14 protein-coding genes are annotated in these 16,851 nt (G+C 35.1%); 7 read left to right on the forward strand and 7 right to left on the reverse strand.

What is annotated here, in order from left to right:
• Positions 1-42: 42 nt before the first annotated feature.
• Positions 43-3,582 carry a bifunctional metallophosphoesterase/BamA family protein gene (locus tag ABW637_RS07425; protein WP_367584018.1) on the reverse strand — a complete coding sequence of 1,180 codons (3,540 nt, stop codon included), beginning with the start codon at positions 3,580-3,582 and terminating at the stop codon, positions 43-45.
• 28 nt (positions 3,583-3,610) lie between these two features.
• The gene (locus ABW637_RS07430) at positions 3,611-4,282 is read right to left on the reverse strand and encodes a Crp/Fnr family transcriptional regulator (RefSeq protein WP_367584019.1); all 672 of its coding nucleotides are present in this window, start codon (positions 4,280-4,282) and stop codon (positions 3,611-3,613) included.
• Between the two features lie 263 nt (positions 4,283-4,545).
• On the opposite strand from ABW637_RS07430, the gene ABW637_RS07435 reads away from it, so the two are divergent.
• Positions 4,546-5,049, forward strand: coding sequence for a nicotinate-nucleotide adenylyltransferase (locus tag ABW637_RS07435; RefSeq protein WP_367584020.1), 504 nt, complete (start codon positions 4,546-4,548; stop codon positions 5,047-5,049).
• Between the two features lie 53 nt (positions 5,050-5,102).
• On the opposite strand, the gene ABW637_RS07440 is transcribed toward ABW637_RS07435, so the two are convergent.
• The gene (locus tag ABW637_RS07440; protein WP_367584021.1) at positions 5,103-5,435 is read right to left on the reverse strand and encodes a single-stranded DNA-binding protein; all 333 of its coding nucleotides are present in this window, start codon (positions 5,433-5,435) and stop codon (positions 5,103-5,105) included.
• A gap of 320 nt (positions 5,436-5,755) precedes the next feature.
• Between ABW637_RS07440 and ABW637_RS07445 the strand changes: the two genes are divergently transcribed.
• Positions 5,756-6,277, forward strand: coding sequence for a GNAT family N-acetyltransferase (locus ABW637_RS07445; RefSeq protein ID WP_367584022.1), 522 nt, complete (start codon positions 5,756-5,758; stop codon positions 6,275-6,277).
• Positions 6,278-6,633: 356 nt separating this feature from the next.
• The gene (locus ABW637_RS07450) at positions 6,634-10,230 is read left to right on the forward strand and encodes a hypothetical protein (protein ID WP_367584023.1); all 3,597 of its coding nucleotides are present in this window, start codon (positions 6,634-6,636) and stop codon (positions 10,228-10,230) included.
• Between the two features lie 339 nt (positions 10,231-10,569).
• Here ABW637_RS07450 and ABW637_RS07455 read toward each other — a convergent pair whose 3' ends face one another.
• The 3 genes from ABW637_RS07455 to ABW637_RS07465 all read right to left on the reverse strand — a co-directional run bounded on the left by ABW637_RS07455 (position 10,570) and on the right by ABW637_RS07465 (position 12,084).
• Positions 10,570-11,181, reverse strand: coding sequence for a DUF4230 domain-containing protein (locus ABW637_RS07455; protein WP_367584024.1), 612 nt, complete (start codon positions 11,179-11,181; stop codon positions 10,570-10,572).
• Positions 11,182-11,274: 93 nt separating this feature from the next.
• Complete coding sequence (locus tag ABW637_RS07460; protein ID WP_367584025.1) at positions 11,275-11,823, reverse strand: DUF4136 domain-containing protein; 549 nt, start codon at positions 11,821-11,823, stop codon at positions 11,275-11,277.
• A gap of 87 nt (positions 11,824-11,910) precedes the next feature.
• Positions 11,911-12,084, reverse strand: a complete 174-nt coding sequence (locus ABW637_RS07465) for a C1orf53 family protein (RefSeq protein ID WP_367584026.1) — start codon at positions 12,082-12,084, stop codon at positions 11,911-11,913.
• Positions 12,085-12,113: 29 nt separating this feature from the next.
• On the opposite strand from ABW637_RS07465, the gene ABW637_RS07470 reads away from it, so the two are divergent.
• The 4 genes from ABW637_RS07470 to hemL are packed head-to-tail and all read left to right on the forward strand — an operon-like array spanning position 12,114 to position 15,579.
• Complete coding sequence (locus ABW637_RS07470) at positions 12,114-12,440, forward strand: hypothetical protein (protein ID WP_367584027.1); 327 nt, start codon at positions 12,114-12,116, stop codon at positions 12,438-12,440.
• Positions 12,441-13,382 carry a 1-aminocyclopropane-1-carboxylate deaminase/D-cysteine desulfhydrase gene (locus tag ABW637_RS07475; RefSeq protein WP_367584028.1) on the forward strand — a complete coding sequence of 314 codons (942 nt, stop codon included), beginning with the start codon at positions 12,441-12,443 and terminating at the stop codon, positions 13,380-13,382.
• An 8-nt stretch (positions 13,383-13,390) separates the two neighbouring features.
• Positions 13,391-14,290: a glucosaminidase domain-containing protein gene (locus tag ABW637_RS07480; RefSeq protein ID WP_367584029.1), complete on the forward strand. Its 900-nt coding sequence runs from the start codon at positions 13,391-13,393 to the stop codon at positions 14,288-14,290.
• A gap of 2 nt (positions 14,291-14,292) precedes the next feature.
• On the forward strand, positions 14,293-15,579 hold the full coding sequence (gene hemL, locus ABW637_RS07485) for a glutamate-1-semialdehyde 2,1-aminomutase (protein ID WP_367584030.1): 1,287 nt from the start codon (positions 14,293-14,295) through the stop codon (positions 15,577-15,579).
• Between the two features lie 71 nt (positions 15,580-15,650).
• Here hemL and ABW637_RS07490 read toward each other — a convergent pair whose 3' ends face one another.
• Positions 15,651-16,193 carry a TIR domain-containing protein gene (locus tag ABW637_RS07490; RefSeq protein WP_367584031.1) on the reverse strand — a complete coding sequence of 181 codons (543 nt, stop codon included), beginning with the start codon at positions 16,191-16,193 and terminating at the stop codon, positions 15,651-15,653.
• Positions 16,194-16,851 lie beyond the last annotated feature (658 nt).

The following is a 16,851-nucleotide window of genomic DNA, read 5'->3' on the forward strand; positions in this document are numbered from 1 at the left end:
GATTTATTAGCGAATCGAAAGTATTTTCGAATCTCTTTTCAATTAAAAGGCAAAACCAAGAACAAAGACAATTCTGCCTCCATCTGAGCTAGAAAAATATCCCACATTTCCGGTAAAAGTATCTAAGCCACTTACCCAAAAAGAACCTCCTACACTGTTGTTCCATTTATCTGAGTTATCATCTTCTATCCATACACGACCATAATCAAACCCTCCTGTGACTCCATATTTTAAAGGAATAAAACTTGTTTTGAATTTTCCTATTTGAAACCGAAGGTCTGTATTTTGATATGCCGAATATTTACCTGTAAATCGTTCATTTCTATAGCCTCTTAGACTTTGGGTTCCGCCAATTTGAGCAGCATGATAGAATTCAAAATTATCTCCTAGAATTGCTTCACCGGCAATCTTGGTCGCCAGTACCCATTTTCCATTTTTGGATAATTTGTGAGTTATTGCGAAATGAGGTTCGACATATCCAAAACGATTGTCTGCATCCCCACCATCAATATTTGCTTTATATCCTGCGGTGATTCCGACATCTAACCCTAACGTTGGAAAAGCAAAGTCATTCGCATTTTTGAAGTTATACATAACCTCTGCACCTGCATAGGTCTGTTTTTCAAAAACGGTACTGCTTACAGGTAGTAAGTTTACAAATCTACCTTCGGTATTTTCGACATCAAAGGATTCTGCCATGGGTTTGAAATAAAAAGAACCTCCATCTCTTCCTCTCCAGATCAATGAAATGGCTGCATTCCATTTTCCGATTCGTACCCTATTAAAATCTAAATCTACTTCATCTCTATCGTATTCTGTTTCATTACCAAATCCAAAGAAGTTTTGAGCAAAATTTGGACTGGTATATAATCCTTCTACTCCAAAATTCCATTTGTGAAAAATATTAGAAAATTCACCTGAATAGGAAACATCAAATCCCGACGATCCAGTATAGTACGATACTCCAAAAGAATGTTTATGAGTGAATGGATTTCTTTGCAATCCGTACTTAGTATAATTGTTCAATACGCCAACTCTTAGTCCATCATCGGGGTTAAATGAAATGAGAGGAAACAGTTGATATACAAAATAATCTCTTTTTTTATAATCGTAATTGTTGATGTCATAAGAATCGACTAACCATTTTCTTGATTTCTTATTGACAATTGTATTGTTTTTGGATTTATAATCATATAATTTCACCTTTTTGGTGCTTTTAAAATCATAAGTGTCATTTTTTCTACCCCCCATAACACGAACCATAATAGGGTGATCACCTTCCCCTTCAACAACAAATGAATCTCTACCATCTAGGCCATATAACCATATTTCTTTGGTTACGTCATGAGTAAAAGTTCGATTAAATATACCTAGGTCTTTTCTATGGATATCAACAGATGTTTTACCTCCCGGAAGTCTGGTAATACGAAATTCATCATCTTTTTGTGTCCCTGCAATGACTTCAAACTTATTGAGGTATAGATAATACTCTTTGGCAATATTTAGAATGTTTTGCCTTCTTCCTTTAAGTTTGGTTTTAATTTCTTCTATAGTTGTTCCTTTTATTTCATCAGGAAGCTCTTCAAAAGCTTGTTCGATGACTTCGTCGGTTAAATTGGTCTGGATATATTTTACTTGTTTCTCCCATTCGTTCCAATTAGACTGATTTAAAAAAGTAAGATCTAGAGGGTATGGTTCGAAATTAAACCACTTAGTGCTTGGTAATTCTTCATCATAAGATTGCATCATCCGGATAAAAGGTACAGCACAGCGTAAAAAAGAGATAATACTTCCGTCAAATATCGAAAATGCCTGATCACGATCCCTGGGGATGGGTTTACAGAATTCTGTACCATCTTCTTTCTTAAAACGCGCCCATCGCCATTGGTCTTCATGTCGATCCCAGTCTCCGATAAGCATATCAAATATCCTTGCTCTTATATATGAAGGTTCATCTACAATAGATTTTCCGGTTTTTCGAATTTCCTGAAGTACATCATCGGTACTTAAAATATCTTTGGGTTTCCCAAAACTTTCCAAATCTTTGTGATTTGATTCTACGCGTTCTTCGATCATGTATAATTCATCACCGTATTCATCATTAAATAGGCCCAGCGTTTCTTGTTTAGGGATGTAGTAAAGTTTTGGATTGGTATGAAATACACCAGCGGCATCAGCAAGTGTTCCTACTGCAAAAGGGGTATAAGGATGAGCGGTGGTATAGAAATCAAGTAAGAAGCGATCTGCAAAGCTTTCTTCGAGATCCTCTTCAACGTATTTATCTTGAAATGCAGTAGATTGCAAAAATTTGATGGCACTTTTTCTCAATGCTCTCATTACAAATTGTTTGCCATTCTTATCAACCAGGCGTAATGATTTTGATTGGTGACCACCACCTCGTTGTACAGGTGTTAATCCGCCCATTAATGTGTCTAAGAAAGCAATCGGTGCATTGACAGAAGTGCTGTAATACTCGCGATAATGATCACCCCATAAACCTTTATACAATTTCCCTTTTGTAGTCTCTTCTTTTGAATAGACCGATGTATTTTGGGATTTTCCAAAACTGCTTTTGGGTGTAAAAGTATAGTTTACATCTCGACTTTTTCCTTTGAAAATTTCTGAAGAATATATTTCAGACGAACTACCATTTTTTATTGCATAATAGTTTGCGGTGACTTTTCCGTTTTTGAAAACATTCAATTTAGCAAACCCGTTTTCTGAGGAACCAAAATCATCTTTTTTAGAAGACTTAACTCCTTTCGTTTTACCAACAGATCCACTTATTATTTGAGGGATGCCGTATTTAAAAACATATTGTAAGTTACTACCTTGGCCCGAAACAAAAATGACATTTTCTTTTTGCCGTGCTAACGTAATTAGTTTATTCCTTAATGTGCGATATTGTTTGTTCTGAAAATCCTGAAGAGAAAGTCCACCTGTACGAGAAATAAGTCCAGATTTGGTATTGGTAAACATGGGATGATGAATAGCAACGATTTTTATTTGATCTTGTGATTTTTTGAGCATACTTTCGAATTCGAGGAAGAATTGTGTTCTGTTTTTAATATCACAATCATCATTGATATAGGTGTTTTGATCCCAATTTTCTAGAAACCATTGAGAATCTACAGCAATTAATACAACATTTTTAGAAATCTCCTTTTTCTTAATTGGGCAACCATCATCTGGATAATATTTAGCACTACTGTTTCCTTGAATAAATTTTTCCAGACTTTTTACATTCTTATACCCTTTGGCTTTCCATTCGTTATACCCTGGTATAAAAACAATTTCTCCGTTAAAATCAGAAATTACATCTAATTGTTTTCCCACAGTGGTTTTTGCAGAATTCTCTTTAATACTTATAGGATCGGCGGTATTACCGACAATTAGTAGTGTAGCATTTTGTTCTTGGTTAGAAGCGGACACCATGTTCTTTAAAATATCCTGATCAACATCTTCACTAGTGTTTGCAGTAATGAATACGCTACTTTCGATTTCATTTTCCTGTCCCTGTATGAGTAGTACTGAAAATGAAATTAGAACGGATAAGATGATTGTTGATTGTGTGAGTTTCATAATGTAATCGAGAATTCTTTTTTGATGGTTATGTAGGAAGCAATTTTTTGGGTATTGAAATATATTGTGAGTTATAGCTGATTATATCATCTTTTCGGAGACAACTCATTACATTGCTAACCGTTTGTCTTGAAGTGTTAGTGAGGTTCGCAATATCTTTGTGAGACAGCAGATTTTTTGCCACAATCTGGTTTTCTTCTATTTCTCCAAATTCTTGGATATAATCTTTTATGAACTCTTCGATTCTCAATGCACTATCTTTATATAATAAATCTCGAAGTCTTCTTTCGAGTTTTTTAATTCGTAAACCATATACTTTTAAAACCCCATTTTTCAAGGATTTGTGTTTTTCCATAATATTCTCCATTCTATCTGCTTCGATATAGCAGATAATACAATCCTCTAATGCTACGGCTTGCTCCTCTAATGCGGCTTGCTTATCGTAAAGAGAGAGTTCACCAAAAATGTTCCCTTTTTTTACAATATATTTTACGTTGTTGTTTAGAGCATCGATGATTTTTATGGTGCCTTTCTTAAGAAAGAAGATGCTTTTTTCGTTGTTTTTAAGAAGCTGGATGGTTTCACCTTTATTAATGTTTTCCATTTCCAGAATCTCACACATACGCATCATGGTAATCCTACCAAGTTTATTAAAAAGGTTGAACCCTTCTAGAAACCAATATTTGGTATATGTGTTCAAAGGGGGTATGGTTTATGAATTAGTACTGTTAAAAGTAATGAATTTTGGTAACACCTTAGTAGTATTAATTTGTCGAAACTTACTTCAGGCGACAAGCATGATGTTTTTGTAGGGGTTTAATTATAAATATGTTAAGAGATAGTGTCAATACGTATAACTGATAAATATCATAGTTTATAAACTGTCGACTGAATATTTTTAGAGTTACAAAGCAAGAATCATTTTTTCATTATTACACTAATCATTTATTAAAAATTAAAATCATGAAAAAAATAATTTTAGGCTTACTTGTATTAGGATTAACTATGCCATCTTTTGCTCAGGATGTTGAGCAGTTAGCTGAAGTATGGATCATAGCTACAAACTATAAATATCTTAGTGAAACCGATGCTGAGGACGAAGCGCTCCCAGTAGAATTACTACAACGAAAGGTAGCGACTTTTGACCTCAAGAGTTCAGACATTTATAATGACGAATATGATCATTATGAAGTGGCATTTCATATTCCCGAGGGCAAGATCTTGGCGGCATACGACAAAGACGGCAAGGTTCTACGAACTGTCGAAAGGTTTAAAGATGTAAAGCTACCTACTAATGTAGTAAAATCAATAGCGAAGAGATTTCCTGGATGGACCGTTACTAAGGATTTATATGTGGTTAATTATCATGATAAGAAGGGAGCTACCAAAAAAATGTATAAGCTTAGATTAGAAAACGGGGATAAGCTTATCAAGGTTAAAACCGATGACGAAGGGAATTTTTTATAGGATAAAAAATTATTTTAAAAGGGTTGACTATTCGCTAGTCAACCCTTTTTTATTTATTTCCCTAACATGAGTAGTTCATTGCAAACTACTTCTGTAATATACCGTTTTTGACCTTCACTATCTTCATAACTGCGAGATGTTAGTTTACCTTCGATAGCAATTTCTTGACCCTTGTTTACATATTTTTCGATGATATCTGCAGTCTTACCCCAGGCAACAATATTGTGCCATTGTGTATCCGTAATTTTATCTCCCTCTTTGTTGTAATAATAGTCATTAGTAGCAATAGAGAATTTGGCTAGTTTTTTACCAGATTCGAGATTGATAATTTCAGGTTCTTGTCCTAAGTTTCCAATCAACTGTACTTTGTTTTTTAGCGTGTTCATAATTTTAATTTTTCGTGTTAAACAATTGATACTATCGAGTTCTTATGTTTCGACGATGCAAACATAGAAGAGGATGTTGTAGAGATTCGGTTAGGAAGTGTTTAGTTTCGCTTGTAACCGTTTGTAGTCGTTTAAAATTAAATAAATTCCTTATAATCAATAACTTAAATATTTGGTAAGATGTAATATTTTTGAGTTAAAATGAGTAATTTTAAAAGAGTAAGTGAGAATAAACGAAGTGCTGCGCTTATTTTGGCATGTTAACCGACAAATTTGGGATCAATTGGATGGTTGGTTTTAATGAGAATCCACAGGAATAAATGAACGATTCAAATATCATCATAAGACAATTAGAACTGTCAGATATACAGCAATTGACTACCCTTGCTAATAATAAAAAAGTATGGGATAATTTAAGAGACTACTTTCCATACCCATATACCGAACAAGATGCGAAGTATTTTATAAACCTTGCCAAAGAACATAATCCTAAACAAAGTTTTGGTATCATTTTTAAAAATGAGCTTTGCGGAGTAATTAGTCTTATTGTACAAGAGGATATTTATAGAAAATCAGCAGAAATAGGGTATTGGATAGGTGAACCGTATTGGGGAAAGGGAATCATGACTAAAGCTATAGAATTAATCACCAAGTATGGATTTGAAAAATTAGACTTGATTAGAATATATGCCGGTGTTTTAGAGCATAATGTTGCCTCTATGAAGATCTTAGAATATAATGGTTATAAAAAAGAAGGGGTGTTTCAAAAAGCAATAATTAAGAATAACAAAATTTGGGATGAGCATCGTTATTATATTCTAAACAAGAAATATAACCAATAACCTGTTGTGCATATAGGAAAATTAATAAAAAAAAGCGTCAATTCGAGTGTTTTTTCGTAATGAAATGAAGGAAAAATGTATCGAGAATAGTTTTTTTAACTAAAATCCTATTCTCGATAGCTCTGCTGAGCCAGTCGAAGTACACTTCTCCTACAGTCGAAGCAATCGAATTGTAATTAAAAAACCTCTAAATACACAACGGGTAACAAATAGTACATTATAATTTACCCGATAATTTCATATTGCCCATAGAAAAACTGGTACTGTATTTAAAACTGTAGTATTTTTAGGTTGTCAACCAACATAGGTCTGTTTGCTTGTCAAACAGGTATATAATATGCACAAAAACAACAACTATGCTCACTACAACCCAACCAGGTCCTGTATTAAAGGACGATTTTAAGTTTTTAGACTTATTTAAAGATTTTAACTGCAGTAATGTAGATGATTTTGTATTCGATGGCGTAAGTCTTTCTGTTAGCGAAGAAACTTCATTATCCGGCGCGAAAAACACTATTTCTTTTTCAGGGAAATTAAGAATGGATGGAGTTCTCTCTATTTTTAAAGAATATGTCAATAGTGATACCGCAATAGAAATTACTGGTAGTATTATATCGAGTAGTAAAGATATTACTAAAAAAATTACTCCGCAAAATGCTACACTTACATGCGAAATGGTATTTCATAAAGAAGTTTTCAGAGGAGTAACACTTACCCAAGCTTGGTTTCAGTTAGATATTTCGAAAAAAGACGAAAATTGGATCATAATACCTAAGCTAGTTGGAGATTTTGATGTAGATAATCTAACAGATAAGGATCAGGGCAAAATGACTTTCGAAGTTACCGAAGCAAATAAAACTTTGGTTTTAAATGCAAATGCAAAGAATCTAAGTGGTGCTTTTGGGATCGAAAAATTACATCTCGATACTATTGCAATTACAGGAAAAATAGGAGTGACTAAGTCATTGGATATGACATCTCAATTTATAGTAGGACATACTACTTTTAACTTTGCCGGGAGCATTACCCCAGATACAATTGGGATTGTGACAAAAGCCGAAAATTTTACGTTACATGACCTTGGAGCTATGTTTAATGAAATATTTCCTGCGGGTCTTAATCTTCCGGATTTTGGTGTTGATTTTAAAAACACAAGTATTGCTCTGGCTACAACAGATTGTAAGGTGGATACCACCGACATTAAAATGGGACTAACACTCATGACAGATATTACAGCACATGATCATTCGTTTAATGCAATGGCTCAAATTTCGAGTAAGGGGGTGGTGTTTGATGGTTCTATTGGAAACATCACCCTTGGATCGGTTAAAGTGACCAAAACTAGCCTTGATTTCGAAGTTTATAACAAATCGGTTCAAAAACCAACAAAGTTTGAAATTTCGGGCGAAGCCATAATAGAAGGAGTCACTGTGGATTGTGGTATCTATTTCGAAAAAAATACAGACTGGACTACCGTTTTATATGCGAACCTTGCAGCTGATTCTTTTAGTATGTCTACAGTGTTTCCTCCTGCAAAAAGTACATTTGTTGACGAGCTTCAATTTTCTAAAGTAGGGTTTATCTATGCTTCGGCTAATTGTATTACTAAAAATGAAGGGCTCAACTTTTCAGTTCAAGAAGGCTTACAATTAATGGGAGTTTTAGAAGAAATTCCCGGTTTATCAAGTTTAACAGGACAAAAACATGTTGGACTTGTATTAACAGCGCATTTTGGAACAGTTACCAATATCTCTATCGAAATACCAGAAACAAGATTACATTTAGGGCATTCGGTAGAATGTGATCCTTTTAAGATTCAAATCGATATTACACCGCAACCCGCTTTAGTTTTGATATTTGGGATGGAAGTAGATGTGCCAAAGCAAACCACTCCGTTGCATTTTGATATGGCGTTATCTGTTGGTGCTCTAGAAGCCAAAGGCTCGGTAACCATGAAAAATTATTGGAAAAACCCTTTCGGAATCAATGGAGTAAAAATAGGTCCGGCACTTGCCCTACAAATAGGGATTATCTATGAACAATTTGTAGCTACAGGGATACCTTCTGAATTTGGGATTGCGGGAGGACTAGAAATAGGCGATACAGTCGTCGATATGGCAGTAAGTATTTCTGAAAACCCAATGGAAGAAATTCTAATGGGAAAACTGGAAGAACTAAATCCTTCTCAACTTATCAATTTTGCAGCAGATGTAACCCATCTGGATATTCCTGAAGTTCCTGATTTCTTTGAGTTAAAAGAGCTTGAATTGTATTGCGCTCCGGCTGGGGGCTCTATAGGAACAATAACGTATAAACCTGGATTTAGTTTTTCTGGGGATTTAGTTATCGCGGGCAAAGAAATTGCTATGTATACACGTATTTCTGATACAGGTATTGAAGGAGCAGGGCATATAGATAATCTTAGTTTCGGGCCATTAAAGATAAGTGGTGAAGAAGGAAAAGACGCAACTATTGATTTAGAGTTAACTACTTCTAAGCAGTCACTATTAATTGATGGGAGTATTTCATTTTTGGGAGCTCAAGAAGGAGTGTATGTAGACATCTCTAACCAAGGAATTGCATTTAAATTTGATCAAAACTTCTTCGGAGTATTAAAATATGAGATCCAAGGTGAAAGTTTAGGAACCATTACTAAACCAGAATCATTGGATTTCAAACTTTCGGGAGAGATGGATAATGATATTAGTCATTACCTTAAGACTGAAGTTGCAGCAAGATTAGATACAGCTCTTAAAACAACAGAAACAGATATCAATAAAGCAAAAGACAAAGTTGATAAAGCTCAAAAAGCATATGAAGCAAAATTTGTACCTGCACAGAAAGCATTGACACAAGCTCGAAAAGATGCAGATGCCTATCTTAAAAAACTTACAACCGATTTAAACAATGAAAAAACAAAATATGCTAAGGAGCTTACTAAAGCTAAGAACGATGTAAAAAAAGCAAAAGGCACCTACGATGCTTCCTTAAAAAAAGCTCAGAATGATGTCAATAAAGCCCAAAAGACATATAACTCTGGGATGAAAACTGCACAGAATGAGTTAAATACGGCGCAAAAAAAATATAATGATGGGATTAAGACTGCGCAGAAATCAGTAAATGCTGCAGAAAAGAAATATAATAATAGTGTAGGGAGTGCACAAAAATCAATAGATAATGCAAGTCGTAAATGCAATAAATTAAAGAGGCATCATTATAACTATGGTACAACATTGGCCGCTTATGGAATTGCTAAAGGAGTATTGGCAGCTGCCAAGAAATTTTTAGAAGGAATCAAATATGGAGTAGATTATACGGCGTTTCAATCGGCAAAAACTGCATTGCAAACTGCCAAAACAGGAGTGAATTATACCGCATTTCAATCCGCTAAAACAGCTTTGCACGTTGCCAAAACAGGAGTAAACTATACTGCTTTTGAAGCCGCCAAAAAAACATTAGAGGGAGTTCGGTATGGTGGTGATTATACGGTTTGGCAAGGAGCTTTAAAAAGTTTAAGCGCAGTAAAAGCAACAGGTGAACAGGCTATTGCCACTGCAGGTGATGCCATTAATACCATCGGAAGATCTACAGTCTATTTAGCATTAGAAGGGGCTAAAAAAGAACTTGAAATTATTGAAAAAGGAACCGAAGCCATAGCCTTTGATAGTGCAAAAGCGGTATTAGAAGGTGCAAAACTAGGAGCCGAGGGAGTTCTAAAAATCGCGACATATGTGGCTAAGCATGCCGGTGATATTATAGATATTAAAAAGTTTAAAATTTCGGGAAACTTAAAAGAAATAGAAAAAGGAAATCTGTTTGATGCAGAACTGGATGTAGCACTGCTAGGGCATGATTATCATTGGAATATTGATTTTAATGTAAAAGATGTAGCAGAATTTGTAGCATCGGTTTTCAAAAAGGCATTAGACCAGTTAAAATCACTACCCTTGTAATATTTTATAAATAATTAGTATAGGGGGTAGGGTATTTAATAACTGGCTCGTTTTATTACTGTAGACAAATAAACAATCTGTATAATAACATAGGGTTTGAGGGACAAACGAATTCTATACTATGTAGATTTTTTAAATTTTAAGATGGAAAGATTTTTCTTTCCATCTTTTTTATACACTAATAAAGGATATTGTCATTTTGTTGTCTAAATATTGTACTAGCTTTTGCTAAAATATAAGGCCAGAGTCCATAAATTATATGAGTTTGTGTTATGGATCCCGAATCGCATGGTTCGGGATGACAATTTACCGGTAATGTAAAGTAAATTTTCCCCCTAATTAGTCTAGTAATTCTTCGAGCTGAACTTGATTATCAATGATGGTATTATTATATTTTAAAGTCCAACCTAATGAATTGGTGAGGATATATATTTTTTGAAGTTCACTAATAAGTCGATTTTCAGAATTTGTAACTAACGATGATTTTTTTACTTTTTTTTCGAGTTGGTTCACTACCTTTTTCCTTATTAAGTTGTGATCTTTAGGATTATATTGGTTTAAAAGACCATATTGAAGGCTATGGTATTTTATATCAGGATTAATATTGATTTCTGGTTTTGGGATTTTAGTAATCACTACAGTTTTAATATCCTTGTTAAGGATGTAATCAATTTTACTGAGATCGTAAGATACTTCTACTTTGGCATTAACAACTACTAGGGCAGTTTTTATAGTAGGAATAAAAGAAAATACTTTTTTATCCTCTTTGTAATTAATCACTTCAGAGAAATGCCCTTCGGTAACAACAAGTTTGCCAACGTTTTTAATTTGATTAAGGATAAGATCAGAAGATTGAAGCTCTGTTTTTCGGGTATTCGATTGATCAATAAAATACTTTATTCCAAATACTAATAAAGCCGCTATTGCTGCTCCGAGTAGAAAATTACGCATAGGTTTTTACTATCAGGTTTAGCATAAATGTACATAAAAAAAATATAGCCCTTCTATAAAGAAAGGCTACACTTATGTAAAGAAATATTGGTATTATTCTATCTGTGGTGGATATTTTTCGAGGATTGCGCCAACAATCTCATTCATTTTTTCCTGCTTTTTGTCTACATCTTTAGTCAAGGCCGATGTACCCATTCCTTGCCAAATCAGTTCTTTTTTAGAAGCGTCTATAAGGTCTATATATAGGGTGCCTTCAGTTACTGTCGAAACCGAATTGTAGTTACCACCCCAAAACCAGGGATTCCACCCCCAGCCATATCCCCAACCGGGACCCCAGCCCCAGCCCCAGTTATTCTGGTATACTGATACATTTTCACGGGTTTTTGTAAAAATACTAACTAACATATCTGGATTTTCTGATTTAATAAATCCTTTTGAAGTCATATCTGCTTCGATAGCTCTTAAGATGCGTTTTTTGTCTAGATCACTAATTTCTGCTTTGTCAATACCTGGCTTGAAGAATGCATAGCTTTTATAGGTATTAAAATTTGCCTGCTTATCATAATCTGAAGCCACACGTACAGTGGTGCAGGAACTAAAAGTTATGATAAGGATTAATGATAAAAGTGATAAAAATTTCATAATCCCTTGTTTTAGAGGTTCAACAATAAATAGCTTTTTTAACTATTTACCAACAATAATCATACCATGACACTAGTTTTAACACTATTATTTAGTGTAGCTATTTGTTTTTTTATCATAGCCATACGGGCAGTGCCTGCAGCCACTCTCACAACAATATCCTCTTCTAAGGTGATATTGTTCTGTAAAACATCGATACCCTTCGGGGGTAATATAATAATCTCCGTCTTTTGGAGTTAATACTTTTTTAGGGTTACTCATATCATACAAAAATAGTATCTTGTAATTATATGCGCATAGTTGTTAACAAATATTTGATAGGTCGCCATTTTGTTGGGTTAGCTCTTTGGCCTTTTATTGTGGTGAAGGACTCCTTTCTTAAAGAAGATGAAATCTTTATCAACCATGAGAAAATTCATATAAGACAACAAGCAGAGTTGTTGGTATTGCCATTCTATATTCTTTATTTTGCAGAATATATTATTAGGGTAGTACAATATCGAAATTCGCAACAAGCGTATCGCAATATTTCTTTTGAAAGAGAGGCATACTACAATGAAGATGATCTCGATTATTTAAAAAAGAGAAGACCCTGGAGTTTTATTAAATATTTATAAATGCATATTTTCTCTTCGGAAACGGTACTTTCAGAAAATCAACAGATTAACCACCCGATTTTGGATAATGCAGAAGTTTCTTTGGATATTAAGCGAGAAGATGAGATCCATACCCATGTTTCCGGAAACAAATTCAGAAAATTAAAATACAATCTAGCCGAAGCTAAAAAATTAGGATTCAGTACGATCCTTACTTTTGGAGGAGCATATAGTAATCATATAGCGGCTACGGCATCTGCAGGAAAGATGGTGGGGATGCATAGCATCGGGATTATTAGGGGAGAAGAATTAGGTAAAGACCTCGATAAAACCTTGTCAGGAAATGATACGTTACATTTTGCTTCGGTATCAGGAATGCGCCTTAAGTTTATTCCCAGAGAGCAGTATCGAGAAAAAACTTCTGAAACCTTTTTAGAAGAATTAACCAAAGAGTTTGGATCCTTTTACCTGGTTCCCGAAGGGGGAACCAACGAACTAGCGGTTAAAGGTTGCGAAGAAATACTCTCAGAACAAGATAAAGATTATGATATCATTTGTTGTGCTGTGGGTACCGGGGGAACGATTTCGGGTATCATTAATAGCGCCGGTACTCATCAAACTGTACTGGGTTTTCCGGCATTAAAAGGTGAATTTCTTTCCGAAGAAATAAAAAAATATACTACAAAAACAAACTGGAAACTAATAACCAACTACCATTTTGGAGGCTATGGTAAAATAAACGCAGAGGGCGTAGAGTTTATAAATAGGTTCTATGCACAGCAACACATTGCATTAGATCCTGTCTATACCGCTAAGATGCTTTTTGGGATTTTTGACATGGTACAAAAAGGTGTTTTTCCAAAAAATACTCGTATTTTAGCCGTGCATACCGGAGGGTTACAAGGTATTGCTGGGATGAACAAAAGATTAAAGAAAAAGAAACTACCCCTTATTACAATTTAATACTGAAGATGAGGAAATTTATTTCATTACTATGTATTACTGCATTTTTGATTTCTTGTGGAGGAAACAAAAAAGTAATTACTTCGAGAACAAAAAAGCCAACACCAAGGCGAACTACGGTGACTACTATTGAGCGCAATACTCAAGAAGTTATTTCAGAAAAACTACCAGATGTAGCACCTAGAAAAAAATCACCTGCCACCATTCCTTATAAAGAACGTGTACAGCAATATATTTTCGAGTTTTCTAGCATTGCCATGAGCGAAATGAAAACGTACGGTATTCCAGCGAGTATTACTTTGGCACAAGGGATTTTAGAATCTGGTGCAGGATACGGAGACCTCACCCAGAGAGCAAGAAATCATTTCGGGATCAAGTGCCATGATTGGGAAGGTGATCGCGTATATCATGATGATGATCGTTCACAAGAATGTTTCAGAAAGTATAATAAAGCGAGTGAATCTTTTCGAGATCATTCCTTGTTTTTAAAGAACAGAAAACGATATTCAAGACTTTTTACCTTCAATAAAAAAGATTATAAATCCTGGGCTCGTGGCCTTAGAGAAGCGGGATATGCAACAGACAGAAAATATCCCGAAAAATTGATTAGTATTATCGAAAAGCACCAATTATATAAGTTCGATGATGAGGTGTTAGGGCGTAAACGTAAGGCACGTAGAGGAGCTAAAACAGATATCTCTATGGCTGCAACTACACCACCTCTTGTTGTTTATAATAAGAAGGGTCATGTAGTACAAAAAGGAGATACCCTATATTCTATTTCGCGTAAATATAAAATCTCTGTAAACGAACTCAAGGCATACAATAATCTCGCAGATAATAATATCAGAATCGGACAAGTACTTAAGGTAAAGGCCGAAGATGAGGAAGAAGAAGATTTCAACTAAACATGATATACCAAAGAAGTAGCGCACTATTCGTAGCAGCGCAAAAAGTGATTCCTGGTGGGGTCAACTCACCAGTAAGAGCTTTCAAAGCAGTAGGAGGAGATCCCATATTTGTTAAAGAAGCCAAAGGAGCATATCTATATGATGAAGACGGAAACCGATTGATAGATTATATCAATTCCTGGGGGCCTATGATTCTCGGTCATGCTCATCCACCAGTAGTAAATGCAGTGGTTGAAAAAGCAAAAAAAGGAACAAGTTTTGGGATGCCTACAGAGATCGAAACACAGATTGCAGAATTGGCGGTTTCTATGGTGCCTAATATCGATAAGATACGTTTTGTAAATTCGGGGACAGAAGCCTGTATGAGTGCCGTGCGATTGGCTCGTGGGTTTACGAATAAGGATAAGATTATCAAATTTTCCGGTTGTTATCATGGGCACAGCGATTCTTTCCTAATTCAGGCCGGTAGCGGCGCTGTTACTTTTGGAAGCCCAAATAGTCCAGGGGTTACCAAGGGAACTGCACAAGATACGTTGCTAGCAAGATATAATGATCTAGATCATGTAGAACAAATCATTGAATCCAATAAAGGAGAAATTGCCTGTATCATTATAGAACCTGTGGCAGGTAATATGGGATGTATTCCTCCGGTAAAAGGCTTTCTTCAGGGGTTAAGAGCTTTATGCGATACACATGATATCCTTTTGATTTTTGATGAGGTAATGACAGGGTTTAGGCTTGCTAAAGGTGGGGCCCAAGAATTATTAGGAGTAGATGCCGATATCGTTACTTTTGGTAAGGTAATTGGTGGAGGGTTGCCTGTTGGGGCTTTTGCTGCACGAGAAGAAATCATGAATCACCTGGCACCATTAGGACCAGTATATCAAGCAGGAACATTAAGTGGTAATCCTTTAGCAATGGCTGCGGGATTAGCTATGCTTACCGAATTGAACGATAACCCGGAAATTTTTAAGAGTTTAGCAGAAAAGACAGAATACCTGCATCAAGGGATTGAAAAGGCTTTAAAACATCATTACGTAACACATACTATTAATAGAGTGGGATCAATGATCTCGGTACACTTTGCTAAAGATAATGTAGTAGACTTTGATACTGCTGCTAATGGGAATAATGAAACCTTTAAAAAGTTCTTTCATGGTATGTTGGATAATGGGATTTATATCGCGCCAAGTGCATTCGAAACTTGGTTTATCACCGATGCCTTAACCTATAAAGATCTTGATGATACCATCGCTGCAGTGGAGAAAGTAGCAGGGACTCTTTAGTTTGTAATAAAAACTTGTCTTCGAAAGGCATAGGCAGACCATAGTTTTTATAAGTGTTTGGCGACTATTGTTTACGATGTAAACCATTCTGCTAATGTTTTTTCATCTCCATTAGGGTATTTTACATCATATGCCAGTGCGGTAAAATCATTTTCTTTGATGTAGGCATGTTTTTTTAGATAGTCGGCGCCACCATAGTCACTAAAATCTTCTCGTATGGGTAAAACAACAATATCTTCTGGTGCTTTTATGGTAGCAGCTAATCGTAGTACCCAATCACACCATTTTGATTGTACAGCAGTCTCTGTTGCTAGAAAAATAAACTTTTTGTTCTCTTGTATTTGCTGTTGTAATTGTTTCGAGGTGATGTCACTTTTGTCTCTTGGTATGTTTTCATCCAGCCAATCTGCATAGATCAGTACATCAAAATCCTTTAAAAAATTAATTGCACTATCCAGTTCTTCCAGCTCATCGGGATGGTAAGAAAGAAACACAGTTACTTTAAGATTTTTGGTTTCTTTCTTAAAGAGTTGTAGACTTTCGGTGACGTCTTTAGTGTATATTCTTGCAGAGTTCCTTAATTGTAGTAACCCATACTTTGGTAGTATACTCATTAATCGTGTGACATGGTTTATAAGAAAGTATATAACGTTGCAGTCTTAGGTTTTGTTGTTGTTAACGACATAAAATATTTGTGATTATTGCTAATCTGTATAAGGTGATCGAGTATTTGGAGTATGCTTTTTTTCAAGTTCTAGAAGTATGCATAAACTTATATGATTTTTATAAAAAAGAAATATGAAACTTGTCTTTTAAAAAAGTAAACCCCATAAGCTTTTATATAGCCTATGGGGTTTGCTAACTAACACAAACTCGCTTTTTGATATTTTTTGAACCTATAGAAGGCTGTTTTTATCTTTTTATTGGTTGTCACAAACTTACATCAAATCTTAATACGACGGTATGGGGATTAAACCCCTTTTTTGATAGGGGAATTTCCGGAATCTATGATAACCAGGTCTGTAGAGTGGTTATGGCTTAATGCTATAAAAAGGTTGAGATACATCCCAATGACCATTGGGTCACTTGAACAGATGGGTAGTTCAAAACAAAAAAAAGATATCATATCGAAAGCTTGAGGAACGAGCATGTATCGAGATGTTTTATAAAAACGCCAAGTATTCTGAGCCCCACAACAAACTTTGGGGAGGCACCGTCGAAGGTCTGTCATTCTTTTTAGTAGGTTCGTTTCTTATGAGTAGGTGGTTGTTT

This window comes from Aquimarina penaris (genome assembly GCF_040786285.1).
Classification (GTDB): domain Bacteria; phylum Bacteroidota; class Bacteroidia; order Flavobacteriales; family Flavobacteriaceae; genus Aquimarina.